Origin of the sequence: Hydrogenovibrio sp. (assembly GCF_965140365.1) — a bacterium.
GTDB lineage: Bacteria > Pseudomonadota > Gammaproteobacteria > Thiomicrospirales > Thiomicrospiraceae > Hydrogenovibrio.
The window spans coordinates 1,684,507-1,699,975 of sequence record NZ_OZ223196.1 but is presented as its reverse complement, the minus strand read 5'-3'; the positions used below and the strand labels follow the sequence as shown (position 1 = coordinate 1,699,975).

Below are 15,469 nucleotides of genomic sequence, written 5' to 3'. Positions count from 1 at the left end.
TGTTTTGATGATAAGCCGGAGAGGGATAAATGGCTTCTATCGCATGAGTCGGATTGGGGCCGGGAATCGTTAGTCTTTGCCGTCCTGGCTGTTGGCAATTTGAGTCATGGCGTCTTCCAACTGATCGTCTAAACGCAGGCAATACTGTGTGGTGTCCTGCTTCATTTGTAAATAGTCATAACATAAGTTCAGTGCCACCATTAACACTTTGCTTTCACCTTTTAACGTGGTGACCTGGTCGAGTTTGTCTTCCAGTAGCGTCGCGGCTTCGATGAGGCGTTCATGGTCTTCCGGTTCGCAAGGCACTTCAAACGTGTGGTTCATTAAAGATAACGTTAGCATGACAGTTCTCTCATCCAAATAGAATTCAAAGTGGCGACAGCCGAATGTGGCTTTATTTTGGCCGCTTATTTATATGGTACGCATTTCAATAGGGTTTGTCACCCGGATTAATCCTTAAAACGACACCGCTAAGAAGGCTTGTATGCGTTCATCTTGGTTCAATGAGTTGCTCATGGTATGATTCCCGTCATAATGTAAGGCCTTGTGGTGTCGAGTGATGCGGTCGCTTGAAGCTTGCCAGGCCCCTTCCTCTTTTTTAATGAACTGATGAATCAATAGGACTGAACCGAACATGGATTTTGATCAAATGAATGAGGCCTTGAAAGCCCACCCGGAACTGGAATCGCCTTCTTTTTTACAGGGCATGCTGGTCGGGTTGATGTGTGGCGATTCGGATTTGAAAGAAGCCGCTTGGATTAAGCGTATTCTGGAAGAGGCCGGGGTCAAATCCGTGAAAGAAAGTTTTTTGGTTTTGTTGCATGAACTCTATCTGGAATCCGACAAAACTCTGAACGGGTCCGGTTTTGAGTTGACCATGTGTTTGCCGGAAGAAAACGAAGGCCTGCCTTGGCGCGCAGCAATGCTCGGCCAGTGGTGTGAAGGGTTTTTGTACGGTATGGGGTTGGCGGGCCAGTCGGAGCAGAAACTAAAAGGCGATGTGGCTGAGCTGTTCCGTGATTTCGGTGATATTGCCCGTATTGAAATCGATGGTTTGGATGAAGCCGGTGACCAGGAAGAGTCCGATTTTATGGAGTTAATCGAATTCGTTAAAATTGGGGTTTTGACCATTAACGAAGAGCTGAACCCGGTGGAAGGTTCGCCGATTATGATGCAGGATGCACCGACGGATACCTTGCACTGATGGCACACGATTACACTCCGTTTATAGAGCGCCGCCAAGCGGTATTTGATCAGCTGCCGGAACAGTCTGTCGCCTTTGTGGCCGCCGGCGAAGAGCAGATTCGTAACCGCGATGTGGAATACCCGTTTCGTCCGTCGTCGGACTTTTTCTATCTGACCGGTTTTGCCGAACCCGATTGTGTGTTGGTGTTCGTCAAGCAGGGTGAGCGCCGTCAAACTCACTTGTTTTTACGGCCGAAAGATGAAGAGCAGGAGATTTGGCAGGGGCGTCGATTGGGCGTTGACGCTGCGGCACCTTACTTGAAAATTGACCAGGCCTGGTCAATTGACGATTTTGAAGAACAAATGAACGAACTGGTGGAAGGGGCGGAACACTTGGTGTTCAGTTTCGCCGAGTTGGCGCATTGGTCGGACTGGGTATCCGGCTGGATCGGCGCACAAAAAGCCAAAGCCCGCAAAGGCGTGCAAGCGCCAAGCCAGTTGCAAGACCTGGATACCCTTTTGCATGAAATGCGTTTGTTTAAATCCGCCCGGGAAATCGAGTGGATGCGTGATGCGGCACAAATGTCGGTGGCCGGACACTTGGCGGCCATGAAAGCCACCGCGCCTGGGCGTTATGAATACCAGGTGCAGGCGGAATTGGAAAACGGTTTCAAACAAGCCGGATCGCCGCGCGTCGGCTTCAACAGCATTGTGGCGGCAGGAGACAACGCCTGCATTCTGCATTACACCGAGAATGACGCCTGCATCGAAGACGGTCAGTTGGTGTTGGTGGATGCCGGGGCGGAATACGCCGGTTATGCCGGAGACATTACCCATACTTTTCCGGCGAATGGTCGTTTTTCGGCCCCGCAAGCCGAGTTGTATAATCTGGTGTTAAAGGCGCAACAATCGGTCATAGACGCGATTCGACCCGGTGTGCCCTACAATCGTTTGCATGAAATTTCGGTCGAGGTGCTGACCGAAGGACTGGTGGCGCTGGGCATTTTGAGCGGTTCGATCGAAAAGTTGATTGAGCAGGACGCTTACAAGGCGTTTTTTATGCACGGCACTGGCCACTGGCTGGGGATGGACGTGCATGATGTCGGCGATTATAAACAAGACGGCGAATGGCGCTGTTTGCAGCCCGGCATGGTGCTGACCGTGGAGCCGGGGCTGTACATTTCCAAAACCGCCGAAGCGGTGCCGGACGCCTATCGCGGCATCGGTATTCGCATTGAAGATGATGTGGTGGTGACCGAGCAGGGGCACGAGGTTCTGACGCAAGGGTTACCGCGCACGGTGGACGAAATTGAAAGCTGGATGGCACAGCGTTAAGCCGGGTTTAATATCAATAGCATAAGAGGAAACAGGTCATGGCGACGAATCAAACCGATGTATTGATTTCCGGAGGCGGGCCGGTCGGGTTGTTGTTGGCTATTGGCTTGGGTCAGGCGGGGCATCCGGTTGTCGTGGCGGAAAAAAACGCTTTTGAAAAAGGCGAAACCGGCTCCTTCGACGGGCGAGTGCTGGCCTTGACCTATGGTTCCGTTCAGGTGCTGAAAAGGCTGGATATATGGCCTGAGTTGGAGCCGATGACCACGCCGATCACAGATGTTCATGTATCACAAAAAGGGTATTTGGGGTTGACGCAGTTGCATGCCGAGGAGATGCAGGTTCCTGCGTTGGGCTACAGTGTGACTGCATCGGATTTGGGACGCGTTTTATGGCAAACGGCGCAAAAAGCGCCGAACGTGACGTTGCTGTCCGAGTCAGGCCTGGTGGATTTGTCTATTCAAGGGAATCGCCGTCGAGTAGCGTTGATCACGCCGGACGGAAACAGCCATTATGAAGCGGCCTTGGTGGTGGGGGCCGACGGCACCGAATCCACGGTGCGAAAATGTTTGAATTTACCCATTGAGACCAAGGCGTATGAGGCCTTTGGTGTGATTGCCAAAATTGAATCCGAACAACATCCGAGCGGCTGGGCGTTCGAACGGTTTACCGAGCAAGGGCCGGTGGCGTTGTTGCCGATGCACGGTCATGAAAGTAAAGCGGTCTGGGTGGTGTCGAAAGACGATATTGACCGTGTGCGGGCTCTGAGTGATGCCGACTTTATCAGCGAGTTTACGGCTCGCATGGGTGAGCGGTTCGGTGGTTTTGTGCGCGTCAGCGAGCGAGTGGCTTACCCGCTGACGGAAACCTATGTGCCGACATTTTACGCCGAGCGAGCTGTGTTGATGGGGAATGCCTCACACACTCAGCATCCGGTGGCGGCACAAGGTCTGAATCTGGGCATTCGCGATGTGGCGGTGTTTCTGGAAATGATGCCAGACGGTGAAATGGAGGTCGCCGATTTGGGGGATGAAAATTTCTTGGCGCTTTATGCGCAGGAACGCGCCCAGCATCATGAAAAAATCATGGGGCTGACCGATGGTTTGATTCAGCTGTTTCAGGTGGCGTCGCCTGTGGTGGGGCACTTACGCGGCTTAGGCTTAATGGCGATGAACGCTTTGCCCGGTTTACGGAAACGATTTACTAAAATGACCATGGGGGTGTCGTCGTGACCCAGCCATCAAAACCGAACAATGCTCCAATGCAAACCGATGTGGTGATTGTCGGCGGTGGCATGGTGGGGGCCTCTGTGGCACTGGGGCTGGCTCAAGCCGGTTTTGGCGTCACTTTGTTGGAGCGCCAGGCACCTTCGCTGGAATGGTCCGAAGAGATGCCATACCAGACGCGGGTCAGTGCTTTGACACGTGCGTCGGAAAATGTTCTGAAACATTTGAATGCCTGGGAAGGCATCGAGCGCCGTCGCTGTCATGCGTTTACCGATATGCACGTCTGGGAATCGATTTCCGATGCGGAAGTGCATTTCGATGCGCGGGATGTTCAGGAATCGAATCTGGGCTATGTGGTTGAGAACAATGTGATTCAGTCCGCACTTTGGGAACAGATGCCTTCCTACCCGAATCTGCATTGCATTGTGGGTCAATCCATACAGGATTTGAAACTGGAAAATGACCAGGCCTGGGTGGAATTGGATAATGGTGATTGCCTGCAAGCACGTTTAGTGGTGGGGGCGGATGGTGCTTTATCGAAAACCCGTGACATGGCCGGGATTGCGGTTCAAGCGCATGATTATCAGCAATGTGCGGTGGTCGGCTGTGTGAGAACCGAGTTGTCGAATCAGGATACCTGTTGGCAGCGTTATCAATCTGACGGTCCTTTCGCCTATCTGGCGATGGACAATAATATGAGTTCCATTGCTTGGTATTTGCCGGTGGAACAAATGCAATGGGCTTTGTCGCTGTCGGACGACGCCTTTGCGGAAGCGATTACCGAAGCGTCCGGGCGTAAGTTGGGGAAGGTGGTTGAAGTCGGTGAGCGTTCGGCGTTTCCGTTGGTGCGTCGCCATGCCGAGGCGTATGTGAAACCGCATTTTGCACTGGTCGGCGATGCCGCTCATACTGTTCACCCGCAAGCCGGTCAAGGAGTCAATCTCGGTCTGCTGGATGCAGCCGCGTTAGTGGAAGTGTTAACCGAAGCAAAGCAGGCGAGTCCCGATCATTGGGATCGTTTTGCGGTGTTGCGCCGTTATGAACGCTGGCGCCGTGGTGACAATTTCATCGTTCAGCGTTCCATGGAAGGGTTTGATTGGCTGTTTAAACAGGATCAGGGTGTGAAAAATCAAGTGCGGCAATGGGTGTTGCCGTTGGCGGATCAGGCCAAACCTTTGAAGCGCTGGTTGATGAGTCAGGCCTTAAATGGCCGGGAAGTTTTACCGGCGTTGGCAAAATAACGGAAAGATGGAGTCATGAATTTAAAAGCCATTATCGGTGTTGAAGGCGTCAGCCAGTTTGAAGGCGAAAAGGCGGTTCGCGTTGGGCGTTATTTTTCTTATGCCGTCTTTGTTGCATTGTTGGTGGTCGTGGTTCAGTTGGTGTTGGATTACGCGGACCATGATCGCGACAGTATTTGGATATCCGCGATGGTGTGGGGGGTGTTTGCTTCCGAGCTTGTGGTGAACCTTTGGCTGGTGCGCGATAAAAAACGCTATTTATTACATAACTGGCTGAATGTGTTGATCGTGATACTGGTGTTCCCTTGGATTGATTATGGCGGGCACTGGGCCGCTATTTTCCGAGCGTTGCGGTTATTACTGTTCCTGCGCGTGATGTCGGATGTTTTCATTGATGTTGTTCTGCTGTTGAAGCGTAATAACTTCGGTGTGGTCCTGGTGGTGTATGTGGTGTTTGTTGTTGTATCGGGCGCTATCTTCGCGGCATTGGAAGACACGACCTTTTCGAATGGGCTTTGGTATTCGTTGGTGACGGTGACGACGATTGGTTACGGGGATGTGGTACCGGTGACCGAAAAAGGGCGTGCTTTCGGAACGGTATTGATTGTGTTCGGTGTGGTGTTATTCTCGTTGGTGACGGCGAATATCTCGGCCTTTTTGATCGGTTCCGATCAAAAAGAGCGCGAAAAGGATATTTTAAAAAACGTCAAGTTGCTACAGAGCCATTTGGACAAGCAAACGGAATTGAACAAAGTGCATAGCGACGAAGCCTTACAAAAGGTTTCGGAAAGTGTGGAGGAAGTCGAACGACGCATGAAGCAATTCCACACCGAAAATATCGGTCACGGTTTGGATCGTTTGGAAGTGAAGCGGCGCGAGGAACACGACTTTTTATTGCAACAGATTCGCCGCGAAAATGAGCGTACTTTGGCGGAGGTGAGATCCCTTGTTTCCGACCTGAAGAAGGATAAAAAAAATCAATGAATTCATCAGGTAATATTTTAAAGCATCTCATAATATAAGGTGCGGTGGGGGCGCGGCTATAAAATAAATTTTGACATTTTTGAATGATAGAACTATAGTCTAAACACTAAAAAAATTTATAGACGACAAAGGCATTTTAAGAATGGCTGATAGACGGCTTCAAGTATTTTACACGGTTGCAAAAGTATTGAGCTTTACTAAGGCAGCGGAAACCCTTCATATGACCCAGCCTGCGGTCACCTTCCAAGTCAAACAACTTGAAGAATTCTTTAACACTCGCTTATTCGACAGGACGCACAACAAGATTACGCTTACCGAGGCGGGTAAAATTGTGTATGACTATGCCGAAAAAATACTCGATCACTATGAGAAAATGAACAGTGAGGTGAGGGAGCTCACCGGTGAGGTGACGGGCAGTCTTCTTATCGGGGCCAGTACCACCATTGCCGAGTATATGTTGCCGAACTTATTGGGTGCCTTTAAAAAACAATTCGAAGACGTCAATATTCGTTTGCAGGTTGGGAATACCGATGCCATTGTGGCCATGGTCGAAAACAATATGATCGATCTGGGTGTGGTGGAAGCGCCGGTTTATAATAAGAATTTGGAAGTCGATGTCTGTCGTCTGGATGAGATGGTGTTGATTGTACCGGAAGGCCATCCTCTGTCGAATCGTGACAAGATTTCCATCGAGGATGTGCGAAAGTATCGTTATATTTCGCGTGAGGAAGGCTCCGGGTCGCGTTCCGTCATTGATAACTATATTCGTGAACAAGGGTTGAGTTATTCCGACCTGAATGTGGTCATGGAGCTGGGTAGCCCGGAAGCCGTGAAGATGGCGGTGGAATCGGATGTGGGGATTGCCATTGTCTCTCGTACCACGATTGTCAAAGAAATGAAATTGGGGACTCTCAAAGCCCTACCGTTGGATCCGCCGTTGACGCGTCCTTTCTCTCATGTGCGTCAGAAGCACAAATTCCGTCATCGTGCGGTGGGCGAACTGCTGGACTTTGCAGTGGAATACTGTAAAGAAAAAGCTGTTGAGCAAGGCTTTCAGTTGCCGACCGAAGAGGATATGAAAAAGTATACTTCACGCGGGTAAGTGTTGCTTTAAAGCGCTTTTCGAAAGCGCCATTGACGATACAGCCAACTGAACGTAAAAAGCCAATAATGACCAGGCCTGGTCATTATTGGCTTTTTTGTTTTTGGGGCAAGGAAAGGCAGCGGATAGAGGGTATCCGCTGAAAAGGCATTAGAGGTTTTCGGATGCGTATTCCGCCAAACGAGAGCGTTCGCCTTGTCTTAACGTAATGTGCGCACTGTGTGGCCAGTCTTTGAAGCGGTCGACAATATAGGTTAGGCCGGTAGTGGTTTCCGTTAGGTAAGGGGAGTCAATCTGCCCGATGTTCCCGAGGCAAACAATTTTGGTGCCTTCGCCGGAGCGAGTGATGAGGGTTTTCATCTGCTTGGGCGTCAGGTTTTGCGCTTCATCGAGAATAATGAATTTGTTTTGGAAGGTGCGGCCGCGCATGAAGTTTAAGGATTTGATTTTAATGCGTTTGTTCAGCAATTCCTGAGTGGATTCTTTTTCCCAATCCGTGGTATGACCATCGGATTGAGTCAGCACTTCCAAGTTGTCCATTAAAGCACCCATCCAAGGTGTCATTTTTTCCTCTTCCGTTCCCGGTAAAAAACCGATGTCATCCCCAATTGGAATGGTGGCACGGGTCATGATGATTTCGTTGTAGATGCCTTCGTCCAGCGTCTGCTCCAAGGCGGCGGCCAAAGCCAATAGGGTTTTACCGGTTCCCGCTGTGCCAAGCAAAGAGACAAAATCGATTTCAGGGTCCATTAGAAAGTTCATGGCCATGTTCTGCTCTTGGTTACGTGCGGTGATGCCCCAGACGCTGTTTTTGGACTGTTCGAAATTGTGCATGTATTCCAAGACAGCTGAATGGTGGTCTTTTCGGCGGACAATGGCGCTGAAGCCTGACTCGTTTTCACTAATCAAGCACTGGTTTGGATACCAGTGTAGGTTATCGTCAGTGACTTCCAGCTCGTAGAAGGTTTTGTTGTCTTCCTGCCAGGATTTCATTTTGCTGAAGTTTTCTTCGAAAAAATGTTCCGGCAGCACTTCCCAGCCAGTGAATAATAAATCCGCATCTTCCAGAACCCGGTCGTTGTAATAGTCTTCGGAATGCAACCCGACGGCCGACGACTTGATCCGCATATTGATGTCTTTCGTCACCAAAGTGACGTTGCGGTTCGGGTAGTGTTCTTTTAGGGCGAGGCCGGTTTGCAGAATGTGGTTGTCGGCTTTGTGGCTCGGTAAGGACTCCGGTAGCATGGCGATGAGCGGCTCGGTTTCGAAAAACAGTTTGCCCAGGTGCAGCGTTTCCGATTCTTTATTGGGGTGAATGCGTTCCAAATCCAGCCCTGCTTTGATGTCGTCAAAGCTGGCGTTACTGATGATCTGGTCAATGAGTCGGTTGGTTTCACGAACGTTTCGAGAGACTTCCGACATCCCTTTTTTGCCGGCATCCAGCTCTTCCAGTACGGTCATGGAAATGAAAATATCGTGCTCTTCAAAATTGAATAGCGCCATCGGGTCGTGCATTAACACATTGGTGTCGAGAATGAATAATCTGTTTGGACTGTTGGTCATCGATGGAATCCTATGGTATACGAGGCAATTTGCTGGTTCGTTATTCTGAAAAGGTTTTGAGTGTGTCCATGACCTCCTTGACGTGTTCTTTTACTTTGACTTTTCGCCACTCGTGAACCAGTTTACCTTCCGGGTTAATCAGAAAGGTACTGCGTTCAATGCCCATGTATTCGCGGCCGTAATTCTTTTTCAATTTAATGACGTCGAACAGGTTGCATAAGGTTTCGTCCGGGTCGGAAATCAACTCGAAAGGAAAGTCGAATTTGGCTTTGAAATTTTCGTGTTTTCGAATGGAGTCTTTGGAAACGCCGAAAACTTGAGCGTTGAGTTGTTTCAGTTCATCGTAAGCGGCGCTGAAATCCTGGCCTTCGGTGGTGCAGCCGGGCGTGTTGTCTTTCGGGTAAAAATAGAGAATGGTGTAATGGCCGGAAAAGTCGGAATCGGTGATGGTTCGGTCGTTAGTGGCGAGTAAAGAAAAAGAAGGGATGCTCTCGCCAAGTCGTGCTTTGTCAGTCATTTTTGCTCCTTTTTTTAATCAGTATGCAGGGTTTGAAAAAATTGTTCAATGAAAAAATTATGAAAAGATGACGACAGCTTTAAAAGCACATGAGGAGCAAAATAATCGCTTGAAGAAAAGGGGGTTAGAAGGTAATATTACTCTTTTGTTTTTACATTCATTTTTTGGAGAAAATCATCGTGTTTAGAGGGAGTATGGTTGCCTTGGTCACGCCGATGCGGGCGGACGAATCAGTGGATTTTGATGCGCTTGAAAAATTAATTGAGTTTCACGTCAAATCCAAGACCAAGGCCATCGTCGCCATGGGCACGACCGGGGAATCGGCCACTTTAGACTTTGAAGAGCACCGTGAAGTGGTGCGTTTTGTGGTCGATAAAACCGCGGGACGGATTCCGGTCATTGCCGGAACCGGTGCCAACTCCACGACCGAAGCGATTGAGTTGACCGAATATGCCAAGCAAGTGGGAGCAGATGCCTGCTTGTTGGTGACGCCTTATTACAATAAGCCGACTCAGGAAGGGTTGTACCTGCATTATAAAAAGATTGCCGAGACGGTCGATATCCCTCAAATTCTTTATAATGTTCCGGGCCGCACGGCCTGTGACCTTTTACCGGAAACCATCGGCCGCTTGTCTGGCATTAAAAATATTGTCGGCGTGAAAGAAGCAACGGGTGATGTCGAACGTGTGGCACAAATCAAAGTGTTGACGGGTGATGATTTTGATCTTTACACCGGCGATGACGGTACGGCCGTTGATTTTCTGCTGGCCGGAGGCCATGGAGGCATTTCCGTGACGGCGAATGTGTGTCCGCAGCAGGTTTCCGAAGTCTATGATGCGGCGATTGCCGGTGATGCCGAAACGGCGCGTCGCCTGGATGCGCCGCTGGCTGAATTGCATCAAACCCTGTTTGTTGAAGCCAACCCGATTCCGGTTAAATGGGCTATGATGGAAATGGGGTTGATGGGCGGAGCCATTCGTTTGCCGTTGACGCCGCTGTCAGAAAAGTATCACGAAGTGGTGCGTCAAGCATTGCGAACGGCAGGAGCCCTGTAAACGAATGAAATTAAAGATCCTTTCTCAAAAACTATTGAACGTAGCTGGGTACGGTATTGTGATGGTTGCTTTGCCCGCTCTAATGGTCGGGTGTTCTTCCACGCCTTCAAGTGGGCAAAACGCCAAAGAGGTGTTGGATTACGATGCCGACACCGATTATCGCAAAACCGAAAAATCCCTTTCTCAGAACCTAGACGTTCCGCCCAACCTATTTGCTCCGGCCAAACGCCAGGATCGCTTTGATGTGACGTTGGAAAATTCCGCCAATCAAACCGCTCAAGAAGAGTATCGTTATGTGCCGACCTATCGCGCCAATAATTTGACCGTGAAATCGAATTTGTCCGAGCGTTGGTTGGAAATCAAGGGCATGAGCAGCGAGAAAGTCTGGGATGGCACGCAAGCGTTTTTGGAATCCTTGGGGATGCCGATTGCGGAAGCTCGAAAAGATACCGGTTTCATTCGTACCGAATTCGTACCGCGTAAGGAGCTGGTGCCGTTGGACGATCAGGGGCCTTTAACGAAGCTTTTGAACAGCTGGCGACCTGAGCAGGCAGAAGGGCTTTATGACCGCCTGATCGCTCAGGTCGAATACGATAAAGAACGCCAGGTGACGAAAGTGTATTTCCATCACTACATGGTGGCCGATCCAGATGCGGCGGAATCGGAAAACGGAGCCATGGTGGTGTCCTCCGGTTGGCGTGTTCGCCCTTATAACCCGATGGTTGAAGCGGAAGCCATCTATCAGTCCATGATTTTCTTTGGGGCTTCTCAGGAAGAATCCTTGAAAGCCATAGAATCCACCGAGGGATTGGTCTCTGTTGAAGGCGACGATGAATATGAAGGGTTGCGTGTCAAAGCCGACGCGGCGGAAACCTGGAGCTACTTGAAGGCGATGCTGTACCGTGCCGATTGGCACTATGACCGTATTAAAGCGGATACCCGCGAAGTTTGGGTGAAAGTGCCGGATGAGGCACGAAAAGAAAACACTCTCATGTCCAAGCTGGCCTTCTGGCGAGACGATAAAGAGGCTGGGAAGTATTTGCCGGAAATCGTCAAATTCTCTGTCTCGCCGATGGCCGAGGACGGTACGACGAAAGGCAGTCTGTTGAAAGTGGAGTCGCCGGAGGGCAGTGAGCCGCTGACGGCTGAGAAGCGCCACTACATCTTCCAGTCGTTGGGCTTGTTGGCCGAATAGGACGAATTCGAATTTATTCAAAATTGTTTTAAGATAGCCCTTGGTGTTTCCGAGGGTTTTTTATGAGGCTTTTAGTCGTGTCATCGATTCACGCAAAGGCCTTTTTGTATAGGAAAAAAATATGCACGTTATCTGGGGAAAATCCGCTCATTCCGATTACCGCTTGAATCAATTGCTCAATAAGCTGTCTGACAAAGGCGTCATTGAGGGGTTGGCTTCGCAATATGTTTATTTCGTTGATCTGAATGAGGGCGTTGCGGATTTACAGCCAGATGAGTGGCGTAAACTGCGCGTGCTTTTGAACGGCTCTGAAGACGTTTTGAGCGAACAAGGTGATAACGGCTGCATTATTACACCGCGTCTGGGCACCATTTCCCCTTGGGCTTCTAAAGCAACCGATATTACCCATACCTGTGGCCTGGATTCGGTTCACCGTATTGAACGTGGCGTCGTCTATTATTTGAATGGAGCCGATGGGGCCGCTCATGAAACGATGGTTTCGGAATTGTATGACCGTATGATGGAACAGGTCAGTTACGATTTGCCGACTTTGGAAGCCTTGTTTTCGCATCAACCCCCTAAGCCATTAAGTACGGTTGATGTCTTAGGTGGTGGACGAGCGGCGTTGGCAGAAGCCAACGGTAATATGGGGCTGGCCTTGTCGGAGGATGAAATTGATTATTTGGTTGACGCCTTTATCGGTTTGAACCGCAATCCATCGGATGCCGAGTTGATGATGTTTGCTCAGGCGAATTCCGAACACTGTCGTCATAAAATTTTCAATGCCGATTGGACGATTGACGGTGAGGATAAACCGAATTCTTTGTTCGGCATGATTCGCAATACCTACCAGAAGAATCCACAAGGCGTGTTGTCCGCTTACAGTGATAATGCCGCTGTGGTGGAAGGCTATCAAGCGACACGTTTCTTCCCGGATGCTGAAAACCGCCGTTATCAATATAACGATGAAAACGTCCACTTCCAAATTAAAGTGGAAACCCATAACCACCCGACGGCCATTTCCCCTTGGCCGGGTGCGGCCACTGGGTCCGGTGGTGAGATTCGAGATGAAGGTGCGACTGGCCGTGGTTCCAAACCTAAAGCCGGTTTGACCGGGTTCACTGTCTCCAATTTGAATATTCCGGGGTTTGAACAACCTTGGGAACGTGCTTACGGCAAGCCAAACCGAATCGTTTCGGCCTTCGATATTATGATGGAAGGCCCTTTGGGCGCGGCCGGGTTTAATAACGAATTCGGGCGTCCGGCGATTAACGGGTATTTTCGGACTTATGAAAATGCGTTGATTACCCACGAGGGCGAAGAAATTCGAGGGTACCATAAACCGATTATGCTGGCCGGAGGGTTAGGGAATATCCGTGAAATGCACATTGAGAAAAACGATATTCCAGCCGGTGCGAAACTGGTGGTGCTGGGTGGACCGGCCATGTTAATTGGTTTGGGCGGCGGCGCGGCGTCTTCGGTGGACAGTGGGGCCGGTGCGGAGAATCTGGATTTTGCTTCCGTTCAGCGTGAAAACCCTGAAATGGAAAGACGGGCCCAAGAAGTCATCGACCGTTGTACCTATTTGGGCGAAAATTCACCGATTGCCTCCATTCACGATGTGGGTGCCGGTGGCTTGTCAAACGCCTTCCCGGAACTGGTGAACGATGCCGGTAAAGGCGGGCGCTTCCTGTTGCGTGATGTGCCAAATGACGAACCGGGTATGTCGCCAATGGAAATTTGGTGTAACGAGTCGCAGGAACGGTATGTCATGGCCATTTACCCGGATCAAATTGAACAGTTTGAAGCCATCTGTCGCCGTGAACGGTGTTTATATGCGATTGTCGGTGAGGCGACCGCCGAGCAAAAACTGGTGGTGAATGATACGGAATTCGACAACAATCCAGTCGATATGCCATTGAATGTGTTGCTGGGTAAACCGCCTAAGATGCACCGTCAGGTAACGTCCCGCCGAGTGCCGCAACCAGGGTTTGAACCGGCGGTACTGGATTTTAACGATGTCACCGAACGTTTGTTGAAGTTGCCGACCATTGCCAGCAAAAGCTTTTTGATTACGATTGGTGACCGCACCATTACCGGCATGGTCACACGCGACCAAATGGTTGGGCCTTGGCAAGTGCCGGTCGCGGATGCGGGTATTACCTGTTCGGATTACCAAGGTTATACCGGTGAAGCGATGGCGACGGGTGAGCGTCCGCCGGTGGCGTTGATTAATCCGAAAGCATCGGCCCGTTTGTCGATTGCCGAAGCGATTACCAATATCGCTTGCGCTAAAATCGACAAAATGAGTGACATTAAAATTTCCGCTAACTGGATGGCCGCCGCCGGTCACCCGGGGGAAGATTCAGCCCTGTACGACGCCGTTGAAACCGTCGGGTTGGAACTGTGTCCGGCGTTGGGCATTGCCGTGCCGGTCGGTAAAGACTCCATGTCGATGAAAACCGTTTGGCAAGATGGGGACGAATCTAAGTCCGTCACCTCTCCGGTGTCCTTGAATATCACCACTTTTGCACCGGTACAAGATGTTCGCAAAACGGTCACGCCGCAGTTGCGTACCGACTTGGGGGACACCCAACTTTTGGCGATTGACTTGAGTCGCGGCCAAAACCGTTTGGGCGGTAGCTGTTTGGCACAGGTCTATAACCAAATCGGTGATGTCTCCGCAGATTTGGATTCCGCCGACGATTTGTTGAGGTTGTTCGACTTTGTTCAGGCCTTGATGGCCGATGATTTGATGTTGGCTTACCATGACCGTTCCGACGGTGGTTTCTTGATTACTCTGTTGGAAATGGCCTTTGCAGGACACTGTGGGTTGACGTTGGATACCAGCGCTTTGGGTGACGAGCCGGTATCGGCCTTGTGTGCCGAAGAAGTCGGTGCGGTGATCCAGGTGTCATCGGATGACGAAGCGGTGATTGCCGGTTTGTTGGAAGCGCATGGCTTAGCCGATATGGCTCATTGGATTGGAACGACAAGTGACGACGACGCCATTCAGATTGTCGCCCATGGACGAACTCTGTTGAGCGGTGACCGCAAAACTTACCAGGCCTGGTGGTCGGAAACCAGTTATCGTATGCAAGCCTTGCGCGATAACGAAGCCTGCGCTCAAGAAGAGTTTGACGCCATTCAAAAAGATGCCAACACCGAAATTCGTCCGGTGGTGACGTTTGATCCGAATGAAGACATTACCGCAAGTTTCAGTCGCAGCCAGCGTCCGAAAGTGGCGATTTTGCGTGAACAGGGCGTGAACGGTCAGCAGGAAATGGCCGCCGCGTTTGATCGTGCCGGGTTTGATGCGATTGACGTGCATATGTCGGATGTTTTATCCGGTGATGTGGCGTTTGATGATTTCCGTGGTCTGGTGGCCTGTGGTGGTTTCTCTTACGGTGATGTCTTGGGCGCTGGTCGCGGTTGGGCCAATTCCATTTTATTCAATGACACGGCGCGCCAAACGTTTGAGCAGTTCTTCCAGCGAGCAGACACTTTTACACTGGGTGTCTGTAATGGTTGTCAGATGTTGTCGAATTTGAAAGAGATTATTCCGGGCGCGGAGCATTGGCCGGCGTTTGTTCGTAACCGTTCCGAGCAGTTTGAAGCGCGTTTCTCGTTTGTGGAAATTCAAGAGTCGCCGTCGATTCTGTTGCAAGGCATGGCTGGAACGCGCATTCCGGTGGCGGTGGCGCATGGTGAAGGACGTATGGACTTCGGTGTAGGTTCCGCAGCGGATGTGTCAGGCCTGGTCGGTTTGCGTTATGTGGATTCGGTGGGGAATCCAACCGAAACCTATCCGTTTAACCCGAACGGTTCCGAGGGCGGGATGACCGGTCTGACCACGCAGGACGGACGTGTGACGATTATGATGCCACACCCTGAACGTGTTTTCCGTACGGTTCAAAACTCCTGGCATCCGGATGACTGGCAGGAAGACGCGCCTTGGATGCGTTTGTTCCGAAACGCCCGTAAGTGGGTCGGTTAAGGGGTATTGGATAAATAGATTAGAAAGTGCTTATATAAAATAAGCCTATTGTCGATAAATAAAATTTTATCA

13 protein-coding genes are annotated in these 15,469 nt (G+C 50.5%); 9 read left to right on the top strand and 4 right to left on the bottom strand.

Features of this window, described 5'->3' with window-relative positions; all coding sequences use genetic code 11:
- Positions 1–69: 69 nt before the first annotated feature.
- Together AC0KH7_RS08150 and AC0KH7_RS08145 are read right to left on the bottom strand one after the other, a co-directional pair.
- Positions 70–342 carry a cell division protein ZapA gene (locus AC0KH7_RS08150; protein ID WP_068649734.1) on the bottom strand — a complete coding sequence of 91 codons (273 nt, stop codon included), beginning with the start codon at positions 340–342 and terminating at the stop codon, positions 70–72.
- Positions 343–456: 114 nt separating this feature from the next.
- On the bottom strand, positions 457–636 hold the full coding sequence (locus tag AC0KH7_RS08145) for a hypothetical protein (RefSeq protein ID WP_472372395.1): 180 nt from the start codon (positions 634–636) through the stop codon (positions 457–459).
- Between AC0KH7_RS08145 and AC0KH7_RS08140 the strand changes: the two genes are divergently transcribed.
- The 6 genes from AC0KH7_RS08140 to AC0KH7_RS08115 all read left to right on the top strand — a co-directional run bounded on the left by AC0KH7_RS08140 (position 635) and on the right by AC0KH7_RS08115 (position 7,070).
- Positions 635–1,204: a UPF0149 family protein gene (locus tag AC0KH7_RS08140; protein ID WP_472372393.1), complete on the top strand. Its 570-nt coding sequence runs from the start codon at positions 635–637 to the stop codon at positions 1,202–1,204. The genes AC0KH7_RS08145 and AC0KH7_RS08140 overlap by 2 nt on opposite strands.
- The gene (gene pepP / locus AC0KH7_RS08135; RefSeq protein WP_472372391.1) at positions 1,204–2,520 is read left to right on the top strand and encodes a Xaa-Pro aminopeptidase; all 1,317 of its coding nucleotides are present in this window, start codon (positions 1,204–1,206) and stop codon (positions 2,518–2,520) included. Before AC0KH7_RS08140 ends, pepP begins: the two co-directional genes overlap by 1 nt.
- A gap of 38 nt (positions 2,521–2,558) precedes the next feature.
- Entirely contained in the window at positions 2,559–3,749 is a 1,191-nt protein-coding gene (locus AC0KH7_RS08130; RefSeq protein ID WP_472372389.1) for an FAD-dependent monooxygenase, read from the top strand.
- Entirely contained in the window at positions 3,746–4,984 is a 1,239-nt protein-coding gene (locus AC0KH7_RS08125) for a UbiH/UbiF/VisC/COQ6 family ubiquinone biosynthesis hydroxylase (protein ID WP_472372387.1), read from the top strand. The genes AC0KH7_RS08130 and AC0KH7_RS08125 overlap by 4 nt, the downstream gene beginning before the upstream one ends.
- A gap of 15 nt (positions 4,985–4,999) precedes the next feature.
- Positions 5,000–5,968, top strand: coding sequence for a potassium channel family protein (locus tag AC0KH7_RS08120; protein WP_472372385.1), 969 nt, complete (start codon positions 5,000–5,002; stop codon positions 5,966–5,968).
- A gap of 142 nt (positions 5,969–6,110) precedes the next feature.
- Positions 6,111–7,070 carry a LysR family transcriptional regulator gene (locus AC0KH7_RS08115; protein WP_472372384.1) on the top strand — a complete coding sequence of 320 codons (960 nt, stop codon included), beginning with the start codon at positions 6,111–6,113 and terminating at the stop codon, positions 7,068–7,070.
- A 150-nt stretch (positions 7,071–7,220) separates the two neighbouring features.
- Here the strand turns inward: AC0KH7_RS08115 and AC0KH7_RS08110 are convergent, their stop codons facing one another.
- Together AC0KH7_RS08110 and AC0KH7_RS08105 are read right to left on the bottom strand one after the other, a co-directional pair.
- Entirely contained in the window at positions 7,221–8,633 is a 1,413-nt protein-coding gene (locus AC0KH7_RS08110; RefSeq protein ID WP_472372382.1) for a PhoH family protein, read from the bottom strand.
- Between the two features lie 40 nt (positions 8,634–8,673).
- Positions 8,674–9,150 (bottom strand): peroxiredoxin, encoded by a 477-nt coding sequence (locus AC0KH7_RS08105; protein ID WP_472372380.1) that lies wholly within the window; start codon positions 9,148–9,150, stop codon positions 8,674–8,676.
- Between the two features lie 194 nt (positions 9,151–9,344).
- Between AC0KH7_RS08105 and dapA the strand changes: the two genes are divergently transcribed.
- From dapA to purL, 3 genes are all read left to right on the top strand, one after another.
- The gene (dapA, locus tag AC0KH7_RS08100) at positions 9,345–10,205 is read left to right on the top strand and encodes a 4-hydroxy-tetrahydrodipicolinate synthase (protein WP_472372378.1); all 861 of its coding nucleotides are present in this window, start codon (positions 9,345–9,347) and stop codon (positions 10,203–10,205) included.
- Between the two features lie 4 nt (positions 10,206–10,209).
- Positions 10,210–11,400, top strand: coding sequence for a hypothetical protein (locus AC0KH7_RS08095; protein WP_472372376.1), 1,191 nt, complete (start codon positions 10,210–10,212; stop codon positions 11,398–11,400).
- 121 nt (positions 11,401–11,521) lie between these two features.
- Positions 11,522–15,397, top strand: a complete 3,876-nt coding sequence (gene purL, locus AC0KH7_RS08090) for a phosphoribosylformylglycinamidine synthase (protein WP_472372374.1) — start codon at positions 11,522–11,524, stop codon at positions 15,395–15,397.
- Positions 15,398–15,469 lie beyond the last annotated feature (72 nt).